Raw genomic sequence first — 17,052 nt, 5'->3', positions numbered from 1 at the left:
GACTGGCCTCGTGGATCACGGGGCGGGGGTGACGCTTCGGGGAGATGCGGAGCAGACCCCGGATGCCTCGGCGACGGCGGGCGCGGCATCCGCTCGCCGCTCGTCTCTGGCCGTGGACCTGACGTTGCTGGCCATCGTCGGCGTCCTGCTCGTCGCCGCGATCGGGGCGGGGGCGCTCAGCCTGTACCGGCAGCTCTACAGCCCGACCGCCTTCGTCGAGCGCTACCTCACGCTGCTGTCGGAGGGCCGCGCCGCCGATGCGCTGACGCTGCCCGGGGTGGCGATCGAGTCGGCCGCTCTGCGCGCGGCGGGCATGCCCGAAGTCAGCTCCGAGGCGCTGCTGCGGCGGGATGCGCTCGCAAGCCTGACCGACATCCAGGCGGTGTCCGAGACCGCCGACGGCGGCCTCACGCGCGTCACGATGTCGTACCGCGCGGGCGACTACGCCGGCAGCACGACCTTCGACGTGACCTCCGACGGGTGGATCGGGATCACGCCGCGCTGGAGGTTCGCGACGAGCCCGCTGGCCGTCATCGACCTCACGGTGCGCGGCTCCATGAGCTTCAGCGTGAACGGATTCACGATCGACAAGCGACAGATCTCACCCGACCTCGCGGACGCCGACCCGCTTGCCGCGGTGCCGCTGCTCGTCTTCTCCCCCGGCCTCTACTCGGTCACGGTCGACACCCCGGTGGCCACCGCCGCCGGCACCGCGGTGGTCTCGGACTCGCCGCTCGTATCGATCCCCGTCGACCTGCAGGCGCAGCCGACGGCGCAGTTCGTCGCCGTCGTGGAGGAGCAGGTGCAGAACTTCCTCACCGGATGCGCGACCCAGCAGGTGCTGCAGCCGACCGCGTGCCCGTTCGGGTACCCGGTGCAGGACCGCATCGTCTCCCCGCCGACCTGGTCAATCGTCACCCAGCCGACCGTCACGGTGACACCTGACGGCGCCGACTGGAAGATCGAGCGCACCGAGGCGGTCGCGCACATCGACGTCGACATCCGCTCGCTCTACGACGGCCGCATCACGCGCGTGTCCGAAGACGTCCCGTTCGCGCTCCGCGGGTCGATCGACATCCTCGCCGACGGCACGGCCTCGATCTCGGTGACGAGCACCGACGAACGATGAGGTGACGGATGCTGCGGCATCCGCTCATCCCTCAACGCTCAGCGGGAGGCGCGGGCGTCGCGCTCAGCGAGGGCGGCGAGCTGCTCGTTGTAGGCGTCGAGCTCGAGGTCTCCCGCGCGATCCACCGCACGGTCGCGGCGCTTCTGCGCTCGGTCGTCGCTGCGGCTCCACTGGATCGCCACCGTGATCGCGAGGATGAGGGTCGGGATCTCGCCCACCGACCACGCGACGCCGCCGCCGACGTACTGGTCCTCCATCGGCGTCGCGCCCCACGTGCGCCCCATTGCTCCGAACCACTCCGAGACCATGAGCCCCGACTGCATCATGATCGCGATGCCGAAAAAGGCGTGGGTCGCCATCACGCCGATGAGCAGCAGCAGCCGCCCCGCGTACGGGAGCCGGAACGGAACCGGATCGATGCCGATCAGGGTCAGCACGAACAGATAGCCCGTGATGAGGAAGTGCGCGACCATCCATTCGTGGCCGAGGTGGTCGTACAGCGACCAGCGGAACAGGTCGGTGTAGTAGAACACCCAGAGGGATCCGACGAACAGGGCCGCCGCCACGAACGGGTTCGTCAGGACGCGGGCGACCGGCGAATGAACGGCCCAGAGGATCCACTCGCGTCCGCCGCGGGTTCCGTCATCCCGTTTGCGGATCGCGCGGGCGGCCAGCGTGACGGGCGCGCCGGCCACGAGCAGCAGCGGGATCGCCATCGTCAGCAGCATGTGGCCGACCATGTGGACGCTGAACAGATAGTCCTGGTACGCGTTCACCGGGCCGCCCGTCACCCAGAGGAGCAGCAGCATCCCGAGCACCCAGAAGACGGTGCGATAGGGCGCCCAGCGGTCGCCGCGGCGGTGCATGCGCCAGACGCCGGCGAGGTAGAAGAACAGCCCGAAGGCCACCGCGAACGCCCACAGCAGGTCGATGCTCCACGAGGTGAACCAGCGCTCCAGGGTGAGCTCCGGCGGCAGCGTCGCACCCGTCAGGATCACCGCGGGCGTCTGTTCGGCGAGGAGGGTGTCGACGGGCGGAGGCGTACGCGCCAGGGCCGCGGCGGCGCCGCTCGCCACCCCCATGAACGCGAGTTCGACGCCGATCAGCCACCAGAAGACGCGGGACGCGGCATCCTCCCGCACTCTGCCGATGAGGCGCCGGCGGTACCACGCGCCGAGCACGCCCAGCGCGACGAGGGCGACGACCTTGACGATCACGAGGGCGCCGTAGGGCGAGAGGAGCCCCTCCCAGGTGACCACGCTGATCGCCGCGCGCACCGTGCCCGAGATCGCCACCACGATGAAGGCGACCAGAGCGATGCTGGAGTACCGCACCAGTGCCGCGGCCATCTTCTCGCGCGACATGAGTGGACGCACGACGATCATGAGGATGAGGCCGCCCAGCCACACCGCTGCCGCCACGATGTGCAGGACGAGGGCCGTCACGGCGATGTTGTGATTGGCCTCTTCGCCGGAGTGTCCGAGGGTGCCCATCGGCACCATCGCGGCGATCGCCAGGATCGCGATGACGAGCGTCGCCGTCCAGGAGCGCACCGCGAAGGTGAGCACCGTGAGGCCCGCGCCGGCGATCGTGGTGATCAGCCAGCCGCGACCGGCTTCGGTCTCGACCAGGAAGCGGCCGAGCTGCTGGCCGAACGCGGCGTCGGCGCTGACGGCCGCGGGGATGACGTTCAGGAAGGTGAGGAACCCGGTGACGCCGGCCGCGATCGTGAAGACGGAGGCCGAGATGGATGCCGTATCCAGCGCGGCATCGAATTCGCGCTCGCCCGCCTTCAGCGCGAACAGGCCCACGACCAGGCTGCCGACCAACCCCGCGGCCGACAGGTTGACCAGCAGCGTCGCCGCCGGAAGTCCCCAGCGGACGATCGGCCCGGGATCGCCGATCAGGAGCGGTGCTGCGCCGCCGCCGTACGCCAGGCCCAGCACCAGTGCGACGAGGGCGACCACGACGAGGATCGCCGGCCCGGCCAGCCGCATCAGGCGGGGGGCGCCCAGGCGTGGGGGTGCCCCGTTCGTCGCGTCGGCGACGGGTGGAGCGGCCGTGGGGATCACCCCTCAAGCCTAGGTCGCAGGACGGGTCGGGAGCGCCGATCCGTGGACCCCGGACGCGCGAGAGGGGGGATGCCGCGGCATCCCCCCTCGTGACGTCCCGCGTGCGGGGCGTGCTGCGTGTGGAGCTCGTCTACTTGACGGCGGCCTTCAGCTTCGAACCGGCGGTGACCTTGACGCGCTTGCCGGCCGGGATGGCGATCTCGGCGCCGGTCTGCGGGTTGCGGCCGGTGCGAGCCGAGGTCTCGACCTGCTCGAACGCGATCCACCCCGGGATCGACACCTTGCTGCCCTTGGCGACAGCGTCGGAGACGGTCGAGAAGAGGGAGTCGAGCACGCCCGAAACGGCGGCCTGGCTCTGGCCGGTGGCGCTGGCGATGCTCGCAACGAGTTCGGTCTTGGTGATGGACTTGTCAGCCATGTGGGTGTCCTCCAAGGCGGCGCACTTGCCGCCTTTCGTTACTCGGACCGAAGGACACATGCCCTCGGCTGGTCGGATCGACCGGGCTCGAATATACCGACTTTCCGCGGAATCACGCGGATTTCGAGGCATCCGACGTCATATTGGCGGCGTGTCGGCCGGTTTCGTGTGACTCCTGTGGCCCATGTGACGGCGGGTGCGGTCGGCGTCGTGAGGAGGAGGGAACGACGGAAGGCCCGGCGATCCGTGGATCGCCGGGCCTTCCGGATGCTGCGTCTGTCTGGCGCTGCGGGTGGTTACCAGCTCGACTTGGTCACGCCGGGCAGCTCGCCACGGTGTGCCATGTCACGGAACCGGACACGCGAGATGCCGAACTTCGTGAGGTTGCCTCGGGGACGACCGTCGATGACGTCGCGGCTGCGCACGCGCACCGGCGATGCGTTGCGGGGCAGCTTCTGCAGCCCGATGCGTGCGGCTTCGCGCTCTTCGTCGGTCGAGGTCGGCGACACGAGCGCCTTCTTCAGTTCGAGGCGCTTGGTCGCGTAGCGGGCGACGATCACCTTGCGCTGCTCGTTGCGCGCGATCTTGCTCTTCTTGGCCATGGCTTAGCGCTCCTCTCGGAAGTCGACGTGCTTGCGGATCACCGGGTCGTACTTCTTCAGCACGATGCGGTCGGGGTTGTTGCGGCGGTTCTTGCGCGTCACGTAGGTGTAGCCCGTGCCGGCGGTCGAACGCAGCTTGATGATCGGACGAACGTCCTGAGCCTTCTTGGCCATTAGAGCTTCACACCCTTCGCGAGGATGTCCTTGACGACGGACTCGATGCCGCGCGCGTCAATGACCTTGATGCCTTTCGCCGAGACGTTCAGCTTGATGTTGCGACCGAGCGACGGGACGTAATAGGTCTTCTTCTGCACGTTCGGGTCGAAGCGACGCTTCGTCCGGCGGTGCGAGTGCGAGATGCTGTGACCGAAGCCGGGAACCGCTCCAGTCACCTGGCACACTGCTGCCATGGTTTCTTCTCCTTCAATACCGTGAGGCCGGACGGCCCCACCCAAGATCCCTTGTCTGCACCCACGCCGCACACAGGCCGATGGGCCCGTATGAAGAGGGGGAGCGAACCACGTGCAGGAGTGCACGCGGACAAACGTCGAGTTTAGCACGCAGCGATTCCTCCCCACGACGGGTGGGAGCTCCGCGTTCCCCCGCTCCCGCGCATATGCGGCGGAACGCATCGAGGTGGTGCCAGCATGGGGGTCTCAGCATCCGGGGGACTCATGACGAATCCGCAGGACGAAGACACGGTGTGGCCGTCATCGGCGACAGATCTGATCGACACGCACCTGTGCCCGGCGTGTTTCACGCCGATCACCGAGATGACCTGCCGTCAGTGCGGCCTGGTGCTGGGCGACCCTCGCGCAGCGCGCCTGGTGGAGCTGGGGCGCCGGGCGGTCGACATCGATCATGAGCGGCGAGCGGTGATCGCCGAGATACGTCGTGCGCACGCAGCGGCTCCCGCGGCGCCGGTCGCCCCGCCGGCCGCGCCTGTCCGCGCGATGCCTGCCCCCGCCACGCCTGCCCCCGCCACGCCTGCCCCCGCCATACCTGCCGTCGCGACGCCTGTCCCCGTGAACGCGTGGGGAGAGCTGCCCCCGCCCCACATCGACGATCTGCGTCCGGCAGTGGCGCCCGGGGCCACCGCGGAGCCCGTCGTCGCGATCGAACCGCCCGCTGCTCCGCCCCGCCGGCCTCGGCGGCGCTTGAGCGTGCCGGTGCTGCTGCTGATCGTCGGCGTCTCCCTTGTGGGCGTCGCCGCCGTCTTCTTCCTGCTGCTGGCCTGGTTCGTCGCGGGCATCGCCGTCCGCGCGCTCATCATCGCCGGCGTCACCGCCGCCACCATAGCGACGGCATCCTTCCTGAGGCGCCGCGAGCTCACCGCGACGGCCGAGGGGATCGCGGTACTCGGCGTCATCCTGTTGGCGCTGGACGCGTGGGCCGTGCGCGCCAACGACCTCTTCGGCGCGGGAGCGACGCGACCCGCGGTCTACGCGGGCGTGGCCGCGCTGGTCGTCGGGGTGCTGCTGCGGGTCTGGGCTCGCCTCTCGCGATTGCGTGCACCCGACCTCGTCGCGGTGCTGGCTCTGCCGACGGGGCTGGGCCTGCTCGTCGGCGGTCTGAGCGGCCTCGAGTCGAACGCCGCGATCGTCGCGGGACTGCTGGGCGCGAGCGTGGGCGGCATGGCGCACACCCTGCCTCCGCCGTGGTCGGCGGCACGAGCTCGTGCTGACGCGGTGCCCGAACGCGTCACCCTCGCCGTGGTCGGGGTGATCTCGCTGGTCGGCGCGGCAGCGGTCGCGGCCGTCTCGTCACCCGACAGCATCGTCCTGCCGCTCTGGTCGACCGTGGCGATCGTCGGGCTCAGCGCGACCCACGCCTTCCTGTTGCGCGCACGCACCGACGCCCCGGCGGCCGCCGACGGCATGCTGTCCGACGCCGACGCCGACGATCTCGCGGCAAAGGTCGAGACGGAGGCCTCACCGGAAGGTGGGGCCTCGGATGCCGCGCCCGTCGACGGCGCGGACGAGCTGCCGTGGCGCGGAGTGCTCCTCGCGGCCGTCACGACGCTCGGCGCCGTCGTCGCCGGGATGCTCGGCTGGCAGGTGGCGGTGCGCGGCGAGCTGGATCTGCAGACGTTCTTCCTCGGGCCGGTGATCGCCGTCGCGGTCGCCGCCCTGATCGATCGGCTTCGAGGTCGCGAACGGCCACGCCGCGAACTGCGGGTCGCTTCCATCGGCGCGACGCTCATCGGCGGCACCAGTCTCGTGATCGGCGTGATCATGTGGGCCGCGCGCGCATCCCATGACCTGATCGTCGCGTGGACGCCGTGGCAGACACCGACGTTCGCGCGATCGCCGCTCCTGACGACCGGCGTCGACGCGGCGCTGTGGAGTGGGCTCGGAGCCGTGGCGGTCGCGGCGCTGCTCCTCGTCGCTCCCACTCTGCGACGCCCGGGGTGGCGCGACGCGCGGGTGGTGGTCGCCGTGGCGCTCCTCCTCGGCGCCGGTGTCCTGTCCGCGATCCCCGCCGTCGTGGTGGGCGTGGGAGCAGCGGTCGCCACGGTCGCCGTCGCCGCCGTCGCACGCCACGCACAGGCCGCGCGCGGGTGGTGGATCGCCGCGTTCCTCTCGGCGACCGTCGCCTATTTGGCGGGCACGACCGCGCCGGCGCTCTGGCTCGTCGGCGTGGGTGTGGCACTGGCGGTGCCGATCTGCCTTCATGTCGTCGCGGCGGCACGCGGCGCGCTCGCCGTGCGACTGACCGTCTCCGCTGTCATGGTCGCCGCGATCTCGGCCTTCGTCGCGCCGGCCGCGATGGCCGCGGCATCCGGATCCGTCGTCTCCGCCACCGAGGTGCCGTTCATCCTCCTCTCGTGGATCGCGCTCGCCGCACTCGTGCTCGCGGCCGCGGCGGCACCCGACCGGTCCACCCGATCGGCGCTCACCGTGAGCGCGCTGACGCTCATCGTCGTGTCGTTCGCACGCCTCGTCGCGCCGCTCCTTCCCTTGTCGCCCGACGATGCCGGGCCGGGCCTGCTGGGAGAACCCGTCGCCGGGATCATCCGTTCCGCCGCACTCGTCGCGCTCCTCACGATCGTGGCCGTGGGGAGAACGCCCATCACCGGGGCGGCCGCCCGCGCAGGAGCCCTGCTGGTCGCCCCCCTCGTGGGAACCGGCGTCTTCGCCGTCCTCGACGCCGCCGGGCTGGCCGCCGACTCCGCGCCGGCGATCGTGGGCTCGGCGGCGGCCACGACCTGGGCGGCCGCGATCGTCGGCACGCGTGCGACTCCCACGCCCGAGCGTCGGCGCGTGCGCGCGCTCGTCGACGGCGGGGCGCTCGCGACCGCGGCCGCCGTGGCGATGTCGGCCGCGTCCGATCGATGGTGGGCGGTGAGCGTGATCGCGGCAGCGGGCTTCGCCGGAGCATCCGTGTGCCGGGGGTGGGCGGCTCCGCAAGCGGCATCCCTACCCGGCGTGTTCTCGACCACCGCCCCCGGCGCCACCGTGTCGGCGGCCCCACGGCGGCTGCTGATCTGGCCGTCGATCGGCTTCGCGACGATCGGGCTGTGGCTGTGGCTCGCACCCTTCGCAGCGAACCTCGCAGGGGACGCGCCGACCATCGAGGCGTATGCACTGCCGCCGTCGATCGGGCTGATCGTCCTGGCGGTCCTGATGACATGGCTGCGACGCCGGGCCGAGGCGACCGTCGCCGCGGTGCTCGGGGTGACGATCGGACTCGCGATGCCCGCACTGGCGAGCTGGTCGGGGTCCGACGTCCGCGGAGGCGTCGTCGCCGCCGTCGCCACCACCCTGACTCTCGTCGTGTCGTGGACGCCGCTCCGGCGGACCCGCGGCACCGCCGTCGCCACAGCGACCTCCGCTCTCGTCGTGTCGGCCCTGGTGGCACTCGAGCGCACGATCGTCGGCGCGGCGCTGCAGGGGTGGTGGGCGGCGGGCTTCGTCCTCCTCGCCTACGCGGCGGCCTTCGGGTTCATCGCCGGCCGGCGAGGACGAGCGGATGCCTCGCCCGAGGCGGCGTTCGCGCTGGTCGTCCCTCCGCTCGCGGTGGGGCTTGCCACGATGTCGCTGATCGGCCAGGCGCGGCATCCCCTCGTCCTGACCATCTCGATCGGGCTCGCCCTTACACTCCATCTCGCGGCCGCCGCTCGCGATCGGCGGCCACTGGGCACCATCACGCGGTGGACCGCCTTCGGCGCCGCACTCGTTCTCGCGGGGGTCGGATTCGGCGTGGGCACCGTGACCACGGTGGAGGCCGTCACGATCCCGCTCGCGCTCGCCGTCATGGCGGGTGCAGCGCTCGTGCTCTGGCGCCGCCCGGGAACCGCGAGCGAGCGCGCGGTCTGGCTCGGGGGCCTCGGCCTGGCGCTGCTGCCGAGCACCACCTCTGCCGTCGAACCGGTACGGGTGTGGCTGGTGATCGTGGGTGCGCTGCTGGCTGCCGTCGGGTGCGCCGTCGCGCCGGCGTCGCGCACCTTCCGCCTCGCGTCGCCGTCGGCGATGATCCTGACCGCCGGCTCCCTTCTGATGGGCGCGCGCGCACTCTTCGCGTCCGACGCCGATGCGCTTCCCTGGGGAGACGCGGCGGCCCTGGTCGCCGGCGCGGGCGCCGTGCTCGTCGCCGCAGTCTCGGTGTGGATGACCGACGACGACCGACCCCCCATCGCATCGACGGTGCTGGCCGGCGCCGGGGCCGCGCTGCTCGTCGCGACCACCGTGGTGCAGGCCGCGCGTGCGAGCGGCTCCGCCGACGATGACCTGCCTCGGACCGCGATCACGGTCCTCGTCGCGGCGGTCGCAGGCGTCGCCGGCGCGGCACTCCTTCGTCTTCCCCGCTGGCGGGGTCTGGCGGCGGTCACGGCCCTCGGAGGGCTTCTCGGGGCGACCATCGCGGCAGGGCTCCGCTTCGTGGCGGTCGCCGATCTGGCCCCGGTCGGCATCGAACCCGATCTCTGGGCACTCGCCGGTGCGGGGGTGGTCGCCGCCATCGGCGTCGCCGCGATCCGATCCACGCGCGATCACCGAGTGGATCTCGCCGCAGGCGCCGTGTTCGCCGTCACCGTGGTGCTGTGGGCGCTGGCCGGCACGCTGCTCCTCGGCGCAGATCCTCTCGTCGACGGCATCAGAGCCTTCGTCCTGACGTCGGCGCTGACCGCCGCGGGGGCCTTCGGAGTCATGCCCAGGGATCGGCTCGGCATCGCCCTCCCCGTCGCCTCGGCGGTCGCTCTGGTCTTGTTCGCGGTGAGCGCGCTCGCCCTCCACGGCGTCGATCCGATCGAGGCCGTGACCGCACCACCCGCCCTGGGCCTCATCGTGCTCGGGATCCGGCGACTGCGCAGCGACGCGACCGCGCGCACCTGGCCGACGCTCGGTCCGGGCCTCGCCCTCCTCACGCTCCCCTCGCTCGCGCTCGACGTCGGTCCGGGCGAACTATGGCGGGTGGTCGCGCTGGGTGTCGTCGCGATCGCGATGGTGCTCACCGGTGCCTTGGGCCGATTGCAGGCACCTCTCGTACTCGGCTCGGCGGTGCTACTGGTGCATGCCGGCGCGCAGCTGTGGCCGTGGATCTCGCAGTCGTACGTCGCCGTTCCCTGGTGGCTCTGGCTCGGTATCGGCGGCGCCGTGCTCATCGTGGTGGCCGCCCGTTACGAGAAGCAGATGCGCGCGATCCGATCGGCCTTCACCGCGGTGGTGTCGTTGCGCTGAGGCCGCCCCGCGCGAACGCGCCGATCACGCGGATGCCGCGCCCCGCCCCCATCGGAAGGCGGAGACCGTCGGATCATCAGGCACCCAGAACCGCCACGGAAATTTCGCGGTCCCCGCCGCGCCGGCGACTCCCACCCTCGGGCCGGAGGCGAACCGGGTCAGCGGCTCGGACAGCAGTTCGAGCCGCGCCGAAGCCCCCTGCCAAGACTCGCCCGTGATCGCGTCGATCCCGTCGTGCAGCGGATGCTTCAGGCCGATGGCCGTCCCGAGCCTGCCCGGCCCTCGCGCCAGGTCGCGCGGGCGGATCGCCGCCGGTCGTCGCCGGGTCGCGGCATCCGCCCCCTCGATCACCTCGGCTCCGCGCAGCAGCACCCCGCCGGCTACCCCCGCCGGGCCGCACACGATGTTCACGCACGAGTGGATGCCGTGGCTGAGATAGACGTACAGGTGACCCGGGTCGCCCCACATCGTGGCGTTGCGCGGGGTGGGACCCATGCGCGCGTGCGATCCCGGGTCGGCCGTCGGTCCCGTGCCGAGCCCGTGATAGGCCTCCACCTCGGTGAGGCGGATCGTGACGGTCTCGGCGTGTTCCTCGGCGTCGGTGGCACTCGTGACCGTCAGGTGGGCCCCGAGCAGGCTCGGAGCGACGTCGGCCGCCAGCCCTTCGAGATCCCGGCGGGTGGCGGGTCGGACCCTCGGCGGCGACGAGGTCGTCATCGGGGCGGGACCTGGCACCACGACGCGTCGAACCCCGACAGGATCGAGACCTCGCGATCGTCGGAAGTGGCGGACAGGTCGATGATGTGGGTCTCGGGCCGCGACGTCATCGGCAGCAGGTAGGCGTCGTAGCGGTTGTCGACGATGTCGGGAGCGACCAGCACCGCGGCGTACCGACCGCTCGGTGACACGCACGTCTGGAGTACCCCGTCGGTCGCGGGTGCGGTGAACACCGGCGTCGCAATGCCGTCGTCTCGGACGACCGAGACCGTCGTGCTGATCAGCGTGGTGTTGTTCTCCACCTCTGCGAACGTGCGCAGCGTGCCACCGCCCTCGCCCGGCATCGGGGTGACGGGGCCGGGCAGCCCTTCTTCGCCCGCGGCGTCGACGAGGGGCTGCTCGGTGCCGTCGGTCAGGTCGATCGCGTAGCGCGCGTCGGCGCGTTCGACAACGGCGTGCGAAGACCCTCGTGCGATCCCGTCGATCGAGACCGCGTTGCCGAGTGCGACCGGATCGGAGCCGGTCGCGGAGGTGAGCAGCAGGCTCCCGCTGAAGGCGAGGAGCAGGATGCTGTCGGTATCGGGCACGAAGCGCCACTCCGCGACCCTCTGATCGTCGCCTGCGACCGCGATCTGCGTGGGCTCGGCATCCGCGGCATCGTCTTTGAGCGACGCGGTGAACAGCGCGCTCTCCCTCCCCGTCGTCGCCGACAGGTTGGCGTCCGAGAACGTGTAGCCGATCAGCTCACCACGATCGGCGCTCTGCAGATTCGACACGTATCCGTCCCCCGGCAGTGTCAGGTCGCGCGCGTTCGAGCCGTCCAGATCGGTGACGATCAGCTCCGCTTCGCCATCGCCGTTCGTGCCGGTACCCTCGCCCGATCGCACCGACACGACGAGGTGCGAAGAGGTCGCACGGAAGTCCTCGATGTGCTCGTGCGTGAAGACGGCGTCCGCGGTCTCGCCCGCGAGATCGGTGCGGAAGATCGTGTCCCCGTCCTGACCGCGCCGCAGCAGGTACACGTCGATGCCCGACGTCGTGAATGACTGCGAGATCTCGGCGGCGGGTCCCCCACCGAGCCCCTCGAGACCGGCGACCGTCACCGTGTAGGCGGTCTCGTCGTGCAGCGGCAGCGTGAAGCGCACCCCGACGCTCCGGCCGGAGGTGTCGACGGTGAAGGGCGTCGCCGGCGTGACGGTGACCTGACCCGCGTCGACGGTCTGCAGCGACTGCGTGGTGGTGATGATCATCCGCGAGCCGGATGCCGCGACCGCCGCGGCCGGATCCACCTGCACGTCGGTCACCCGCGGGCCCTGCGCCGTGGTGGCGGCCGCCCCGGCGAGAGCTGCACCCGCGAGGACGGCGACGACGATCGCGAATGCTCCGATGAATGCGCGGGACTGACGGAGCCGGCGACGGGAGCTGCGCGTCGAGCGGTCAGTACTCATAGGGGTCTTTCGGCTCCTCGACCGCGTCGATCGACTGGGCGTCGATCTCCAGACCGCCCTCGGAGGTGGCGCGCACCGTGCCCGTGATGGTGATCCACTGGCCCGTCTCGGGCGTCGCGGCGCCGGAGACGATCGGGACGCTCGCCGGCTGCGCGTCGATCACGCAGTGCGTGATGACCAGGCGCGTCAGCTGGAAGCCGTCGCCACCGTCCACCGGAGTCGCGAAGCCCGTCAGGGTGATCGCGTCGCCGTCGAAGGCGTCGGGGTTCGTGGCCGTCGCGAAGACCGTAGCCCAGTCCCCCACCCCGAACGACGACGTGTCGCCGGTCGATGCGAGTGTGACGGCATCCTGCCCGGCGAAGAGCGGCGCGGCGCCGACGTCGCGCGACATGGCCAGCTCGGCCGAGAGCGAGGCCGGGGGAAGCAGGACGATGCAGGCGACGACGGCGGATGCTGCGACCCCACCGGTCACGGCGACCAGCGTGCCGGCGCTCGGGCGGGCGGGACGGTGGGCGTGGTCGTGGGCGTGTGTCGCTTCGTCCTGCGGCGCGCGGGGTGCGGCCGGCTCATCGTGATCGTGTCCGTGATCGGCCTCCGCGCCGAGCGGGAGGGCGAAGCTGAGGATCGTGCCGATCAGTACGAGCACCGCCATGCCCACCGCGAACCACGCCGAATCGGGGTTGATGTAGAGCCCGAGCTGGCCCGTCAGCGCCAGGCTGATCGTGACGACCGACAGGCAGGCAGCGAGGCCGACCCCGAGCCAGCGGGTACCGAGGAAGCCGACGTCACGCAAGGAGGTTCACCCCCGCCCCGATGGCGAAGCCTGCGAGCACCACCACGACCACGAGACCGAAGAGGACGCGGGTCGTGAAGGTCGTCCTGAGCAGTGCGAGCATCTTCACGTCGACGAGCGGCCCGACGAGCAGGAAGGCCACGATCGAGCCCGGAGTGAACGTCGACGCGAACGACAGCGCGAAGAACGCGTCGACATTCGAGCAGATCGACACGATCATCGCGAGCGCGACCATCGCCACGATCGACAGCGCCGGGTTGGATCCGATGGCGAGCAGCGCCGATCGAGGGATCAGCACCTGCACGGCACCGGCCAGAGCCGATCCGATCACGAGCGCGGGCATGACCGAGCGCAGTTCGACGATGAACTGCGCGAGGCTGCGACGCCCGCGGCCGCCCTGCTCGTGTGTGACGAGTTCGCACGTCTCGCGGAAGCGGTCCGTGAGCAGCCCATCCGGATCGGGGTGCCGGCTGTACAGCCACCCGATCAGATTCGCGATGAGGTAGCCGCCCACGAGTCGGGCGATGAGGATGCCGTCCGAGAACCCGAAGGCCTGGTGGGTCGTGATGATGACGATGGGGTTGACGATCGGTGCCGCGATGAGGAACGTGAGCGTCTCGGGCACCGTGAACCCGCGCATCATGAGGCCGCGGGCGAACGGCACATTCCCGCACTCGCAGACGGGCACCACCATTCCGAGGAGGGAGAGCACCGCACGCCGGGCCCACGCGCGGCGCGGCATCCATCGTTCGATCATCCCCGGCGGGATCCACACCTGCACGGCGATCGACAGGACGACGCCGAGCGCGACGAAGGGCATGGACTCGATGAGGACGCTGATCGAGAGCGTCAGGCCGTCCTGCACGCGGGTGGGCAGCGAGGCGGAGTACAACGCCGGGGCCAGCGCATCGATCAGGAAAAGCCCCGCGACCACGGCAGCGCCCACGGCGAGCGCCACACCCACCCGCGAGCGCGGCGAGCGTGGGGGCGAGGCCGAGGCGACCGGACTAAGCCGGGTCACGCTCGACAGCCAGTGCCTGGGTGCAGGGGCCGCACAGCCCGAAGATGTCGACCACGTGCTCGGCGGCACTGAAGCCGTTCTGCGCCGCCGTGCGCTGAGCCCACTGCTCGACATCCGTCGCCTCGATCTCGACGGTGAGACCGCACGAGCGGCAGATCAGGTGGTGGTGGTGACCGGGGGTGACGCAGGCGCGGAAGAGGTTCTCGCCGTCGGGACTCTGCAGCGAATCGGCCGAGCCGTCGGCGGCGAGACCGGCCAGCGCACGGTAGACGGTCGCCAGGCCGATGCCGGTGTTGTCGTCGCGCAGCGACGCGTGCAGGTTCTGCGCGCTGACGAAGCCGCGGGCGTCGGCCAGCGCCTCGCGTACACGCTCGCGCTGCCACGTATTGCGCTGAACCATGGGAGAAGTCTACGAGGGCAGTCTCGGGATCACCCGAGAGCGACCGCGCTCCGGTCGGCACGGCCGCCGCTGTCGCGAAGCACGCGGCCCTGCCTGCCACCCACGACCCGGCAGACGATGTAGATGAGGAACGAGATCGTCGTGATGTAGGGGCTCACGGGGAGCGTTCCGGCGATCGCGAGCAGGATGCCGCCGACCGCGGAGACGAAACCGAAGAGGGCGGCCAGGAGAGGCACCGCGACGGGACCGGTGCTGATGCGCGTGGCGGCGGCGGCGGGCGTGACCAGCAGCGCGAGCACGAGGAGCGCGCCGATGATGTGCACGCTGACGGCCACCATGAGGCCGAGGAGCACCATGAACCCGAGCGACACGGCGCGCGTCGGCACGCCGCGTGCCGCCGCGGACTGCGGGTCGAGCGAGTCGAACCGCAGCGGGCGCCAGATGATCATGAGCCCCACCAGGCAGATCGCGCTGATCAGCATCAGGGCGCCGAGCTGCGAGTTCTGGACCGAGACGATCTGGCCGGTCAGCAGGCCGAAGCGGTTGGCCGAACGACCGCTGTAGAGCGACAGGCACAGAATGCCCAGGCCCAGACCGAACGGCATGAGCACGCCGATGATCGAGTTGCGGTCGCGCGAGCGCGCACCGAGCACCCCGATGAGGACCGCCGCGATCAGGGAACCGACGATCGATCCGGTGACGACGTCGATGCCGAACAGAAGGGCGGCCGCGGCCCCGGCGAAGGAGAGCTCGCTGATGCCGTGGACGGCGAACGCCATGTCGCGTTGGATCACGAACACCCCGATCAGCCCGCCGACGAGCCCGAGGATCGCGCCCGCGATGACGGAGTTCGACACCAGGGCGAGGATGTCGCCGTAGTCCGCCAGCCCTCCGAACATGGCGTCCCAGACATCCGACCAGTTCACGCGTGCCCGTCCTCGTCGTGGTGGTGGTGGGCCTCGTCGGCATCGGGGGCTCCGACGACCACCAGCCGGCCGCCTGCCCGCAGGACGAACACCGGTGCGCCGTACAGATCGCTCAACACCTTCGAATCCAGCACCTCGTCGGGCCTGCCCAGCGTGAAGCGGCCGTTCGCGATGTAGAGGATGCGGTCGACCGCGTTCATCACCGGGTTGATGTCGTGCGTGACGAGCAGCACCGCGGCCTCGGCATCCCGTCGATAATCGTCGATCAGTCGCACGACGTCGCGCTGATTCGCGAGGTCGAGACTCGTGAGCGGCTCGTCGCAGAGCAGCAGGCGCGGGTGGTCGGCGAGCGCCTGACCGACCCGCAGGCGTTGCTGCTCGCCGCCCGAGAGCAGGCCCACGGGACGCTGGGCGAAGCTGCGGGCGTCGACCGCGTCGATCAGCTCCTCGACCCGTGCGCGATCGGCACGGCGCGGGAGAGGAAATCCGAAGCGGTGTCCGCTGACGCCGAGCGCGATCAGGTCGCGCCCGCGCATCGATGTGTCCGGCGGCAGCGGACGTTGCTGCGGGACGTAGCCGATGCGGCGATCGCCCCGACCCGAGATGGCGTCGCCGTCGACGCGGATGCTGCCACCGCTGAGGGCTTCGAGACCCAGGATGGCGCGCAGCAGCGTGGTCTTGCCCGACCCGCTCGGCCCGAGCACCGCGATCAGCTCGCCGGGCTCGACCCGCAGGTCGAGCCCGGTCCAGAGCTCTCGGCCGGCGCGGCGCAGCGAGGCGCCCGCGATCTCGAGGATGGCGGGTGCGGTCATCCGTCGAGCGCGGAGGCGAGCAGCGCCACGTTGTCGGTCATCCACTGAATATACGTCGTGTCCTCGGGGAGGGTTTCGGTGAACTCGAGCACCGGGATGCCCTGTCCGTCGGCCTGTGCGATCACCTGCTGGGTCTCGGGTCCGCCGGTCTGCGCGTTCGCGAGCACCGCGACGAGGCCGCCGGCCTTGATGACGTTCAGCGACTCGAGCAGGACGGCGGGCGCGACATCCTGCCCCTCCTCCACCGCCTCGCTGAAAGCGCCGGGGGTGACGCTCGTCATGCCCGCCGCAGCGGCCAGGTACATCGGCACCGGCTCGGTCGCGAAGACCTCCGTGTCGCCGTGAGCGCTCTTCAGCGCCGCGACCTCGCCCTCGATGCCGTCGAGCCCGCTCTGGAAGGTCGCCACATTGGCGGTGATGTCAGCCGCCGCCTCGGGGACGAGGGTCGTCAGCTCGCTCGCGATGGCGTCTGCGACCGCCGAGATCGTGGTCGGGTCGTACCAGACGTGCTCGTTGAAGCCTTCGATATGACCGTGATCGTCATCGGCGCCTTCGGTGTGCGCGTGGTCTTCGCTGTCGCTCGGCCATGCCGGCGAGAGCTCCGCTGCCGTGATGAGCGGCGCTGTCGATCCGGAACCCTCGACGAGGGTGTCCATGAAGCTGTCGTAGCCGCCGCCGTTCTCGATCAGCAACTGCGCCCGCTGCACCGCGAGCTGGTCGCTGGCGGTGGCCTCGAACTCGTGCGGGTCCTGGCTGGCCGACGCGATGACCGAGGTCACGTCCACATGGTCGCCGCCGATCGCCTCTGCGATCTGGCCGTAGACGTCGGTCGAGGCGACGACGCGGATCTTGCCGTCGTCCGACGCGGCGCCGGAGCCCGCGGCGCCGCTCGCGCATCCCGCGAGCAGCAGAGCGGATGCTGCGGCCGTCGCCACGACCGGGATCAGACGTCGGAGGGAGCGCTGCGAATTGGTCATGCCTCCACACTATGGCTATTGATAATCGTTCTCAAGTCGAGGTGCGGGAGTGTGGGATG

General features: G+C 71.0%; 15 protein-coding genes. 2 read left to right on the top strand and 13 right to left on the bottom strand.

All coding sequences use genetic code 11. The annotated features are described in order from the left end of the window. Positions 1–10: 10 nt before the first annotated feature. A complete protein-coding gene (locus ACFM35_RS12935) occupies positions 11–1,129 on the top strand; it encodes a hypothetical protein (protein WP_378842641.1) in 1,119 nt (372 codons plus the stop codon). A 38-nt stretch (positions 1,130–1,167) separates the two neighbouring features. Here ACFM35_RS12935 and ACFM35_RS12930 read toward each other — a convergent pair whose 3' ends face one another. From ACFM35_RS12930 to rpmB, 5 genes are all read right to left on the bottom strand, one after another. Next, a complete protein-coding gene (locus ACFM35_RS12930) occupies positions 1,168–3,126 on the bottom strand; it encodes a bifunctional copper resistance protein CopD/cytochrome c oxidase assembly protein (protein WP_378843039.1) in 1,959 nt (652 codons plus the stop codon). 205 nt (positions 3,127–3,331) lie between these two features. Further along, entirely contained in the window at positions 3,332–3,619 is a 288-nt protein-coding gene (locus ACFM35_RS12925) for an HU family DNA-binding protein (RefSeq protein WP_378842639.1), read from the bottom strand. Between the two features lie 296 nt (positions 3,620–3,915). Next, entirely contained in the window at positions 3,916–4,221 is a 306-nt protein-coding gene (gene rpsN, locus ACFM35_RS12920; RefSeq protein ID WP_378842637.1) for a 30S ribosomal protein S14, read from the bottom strand. Positions 4,222–4,224: 3 nt separating this feature from the next. Further along, the gene (gene rpmG, locus ACFM35_RS12915; protein ID WP_018173550.1) at positions 4,225–4,395 is read right to left on the bottom strand and encodes a 50S ribosomal protein L33; all 171 of its coding nucleotides are present in this window, start codon (positions 4,393–4,395) and stop codon (positions 4,225–4,227) included. Beyond that, positions 4,395–4,631, bottom strand: a complete 237-nt coding sequence (gene rpmB / locus ACFM35_RS12910) for a 50S ribosomal protein L28 (protein ID WP_378842635.1) — start codon at positions 4,629–4,631, stop codon at positions 4,395–4,397. The genes rpmG and rpmB overlap by 1 nt, the downstream gene beginning before the upstream one ends. A gap of 264 nt (positions 4,632–4,895) precedes the next feature. On the opposite strand from rpmB, the gene ACFM35_RS12905 reads away from it, so the two are divergent. Next, a complete protein-coding gene (locus ACFM35_RS12905) occupies positions 4,896–9,899 on the top strand; it encodes an SCO7613 C-terminal domain-containing membrane protein (protein ID WP_378842633.1) in 5,004 nt (1,667 codons plus the stop codon). 24 nt (positions 9,900–9,923) lie between these two features. On the opposite strand, the gene ACFM35_RS12900 is transcribed toward ACFM35_RS12905, so the two are convergent. From ACFM35_RS12900 to ACFM35_RS12865, 8 genes are read right to left on the bottom strand one after another with little or no spacing between them, the layout of a single operon-like run. Then, on the bottom strand, positions 9,924–10,616 hold the full coding sequence (locus ACFM35_RS12900) for a DNA-3-methyladenine glycosylase (RefSeq protein ID WP_378843037.1): 693 nt from the start codon (positions 10,614–10,616) through the stop codon (positions 9,924–9,926). Then, on the bottom strand, positions 10,613–12,064 hold the full coding sequence (locus ACFM35_RS12895) for a hypothetical protein (protein ID WP_378842631.1): 1,452 nt from the start codon (positions 12,062–12,064) through the stop codon (positions 10,613–10,615). Before ACFM35_RS12895 ends, ACFM35_RS12900 begins: the two co-directional genes overlap by 4 nt. Further along, positions 12,054–12,857, bottom strand: a complete 804-nt coding sequence (locus tag ACFM35_RS12890) for a TIGR03943 family putative permease subunit (protein WP_378842629.1) — start codon at positions 12,855–12,857, stop codon at positions 12,054–12,056. Before ACFM35_RS12890 ends, ACFM35_RS12895 begins: the two co-directional genes overlap by 11 nt. After that, positions 12,850–13,878 (bottom strand): permease, encoded by a 1,029-nt coding sequence (locus ACFM35_RS12885; protein WP_378842627.1) that lies wholly within the window; start codon positions 13,876–13,878, stop codon positions 12,850–12,852. Before ACFM35_RS12885 ends, ACFM35_RS12890 begins: the two co-directional genes overlap by 8 nt. Beyond that, positions 13,865–14,278, bottom strand: a complete 414-nt coding sequence (locus ACFM35_RS12880; RefSeq protein ID WP_378842625.1) for a Fur family transcriptional regulator — start codon at positions 14,276–14,278, stop codon at positions 13,865–13,867. The genes ACFM35_RS12885 and ACFM35_RS12880 overlap by 14 nt, the downstream gene beginning before the upstream one ends. A 29-nt stretch (positions 14,279–14,307) precedes the next feature. Next, positions 14,308–15,204 (bottom strand): metal ABC transporter permease, encoded by an 897-nt coding sequence (locus ACFM35_RS12875; RefSeq protein WP_378842623.1) that lies wholly within the window; start codon positions 15,202–15,204, stop codon positions 14,308–14,310. Then, positions 15,201–16,016: a metal ABC transporter ATP-binding protein gene (locus ACFM35_RS12870; protein ID WP_378842621.1), complete on the bottom strand. Its 816-nt coding sequence runs from the start codon at positions 16,014–16,016 to the stop codon at positions 15,201–15,203. The genes ACFM35_RS12875 and ACFM35_RS12870 overlap by 4 nt, the downstream gene beginning before the upstream one ends. Beyond that, positions 16,013–16,993 (bottom strand): metal ABC transporter solute-binding protein, Zn/Mn family, encoded by a 981-nt coding sequence (locus ACFM35_RS12865; RefSeq protein ID WP_378842620.1) that lies wholly within the window; start codon positions 16,991–16,993, stop codon positions 16,013–16,015. The genes ACFM35_RS12870 and ACFM35_RS12865 overlap by 4 nt, the downstream gene beginning before the upstream one ends. Between the last annotated feature and the right edge of the window lie 59 nt (positions 16,994–17,052).

This window comes from Microbacterium songi, assembly GCF_042747925.1.
Lineage (GTDB): Bacteria > Actinomycetota > Actinomycetes > Actinomycetales > Microbacteriaceae > Microbacterium.
The sequence above is the reverse complement of the archived record's forward strand: the minus strand, read 5'-3'. Positions and strand labels throughout refer to the sequence as shown.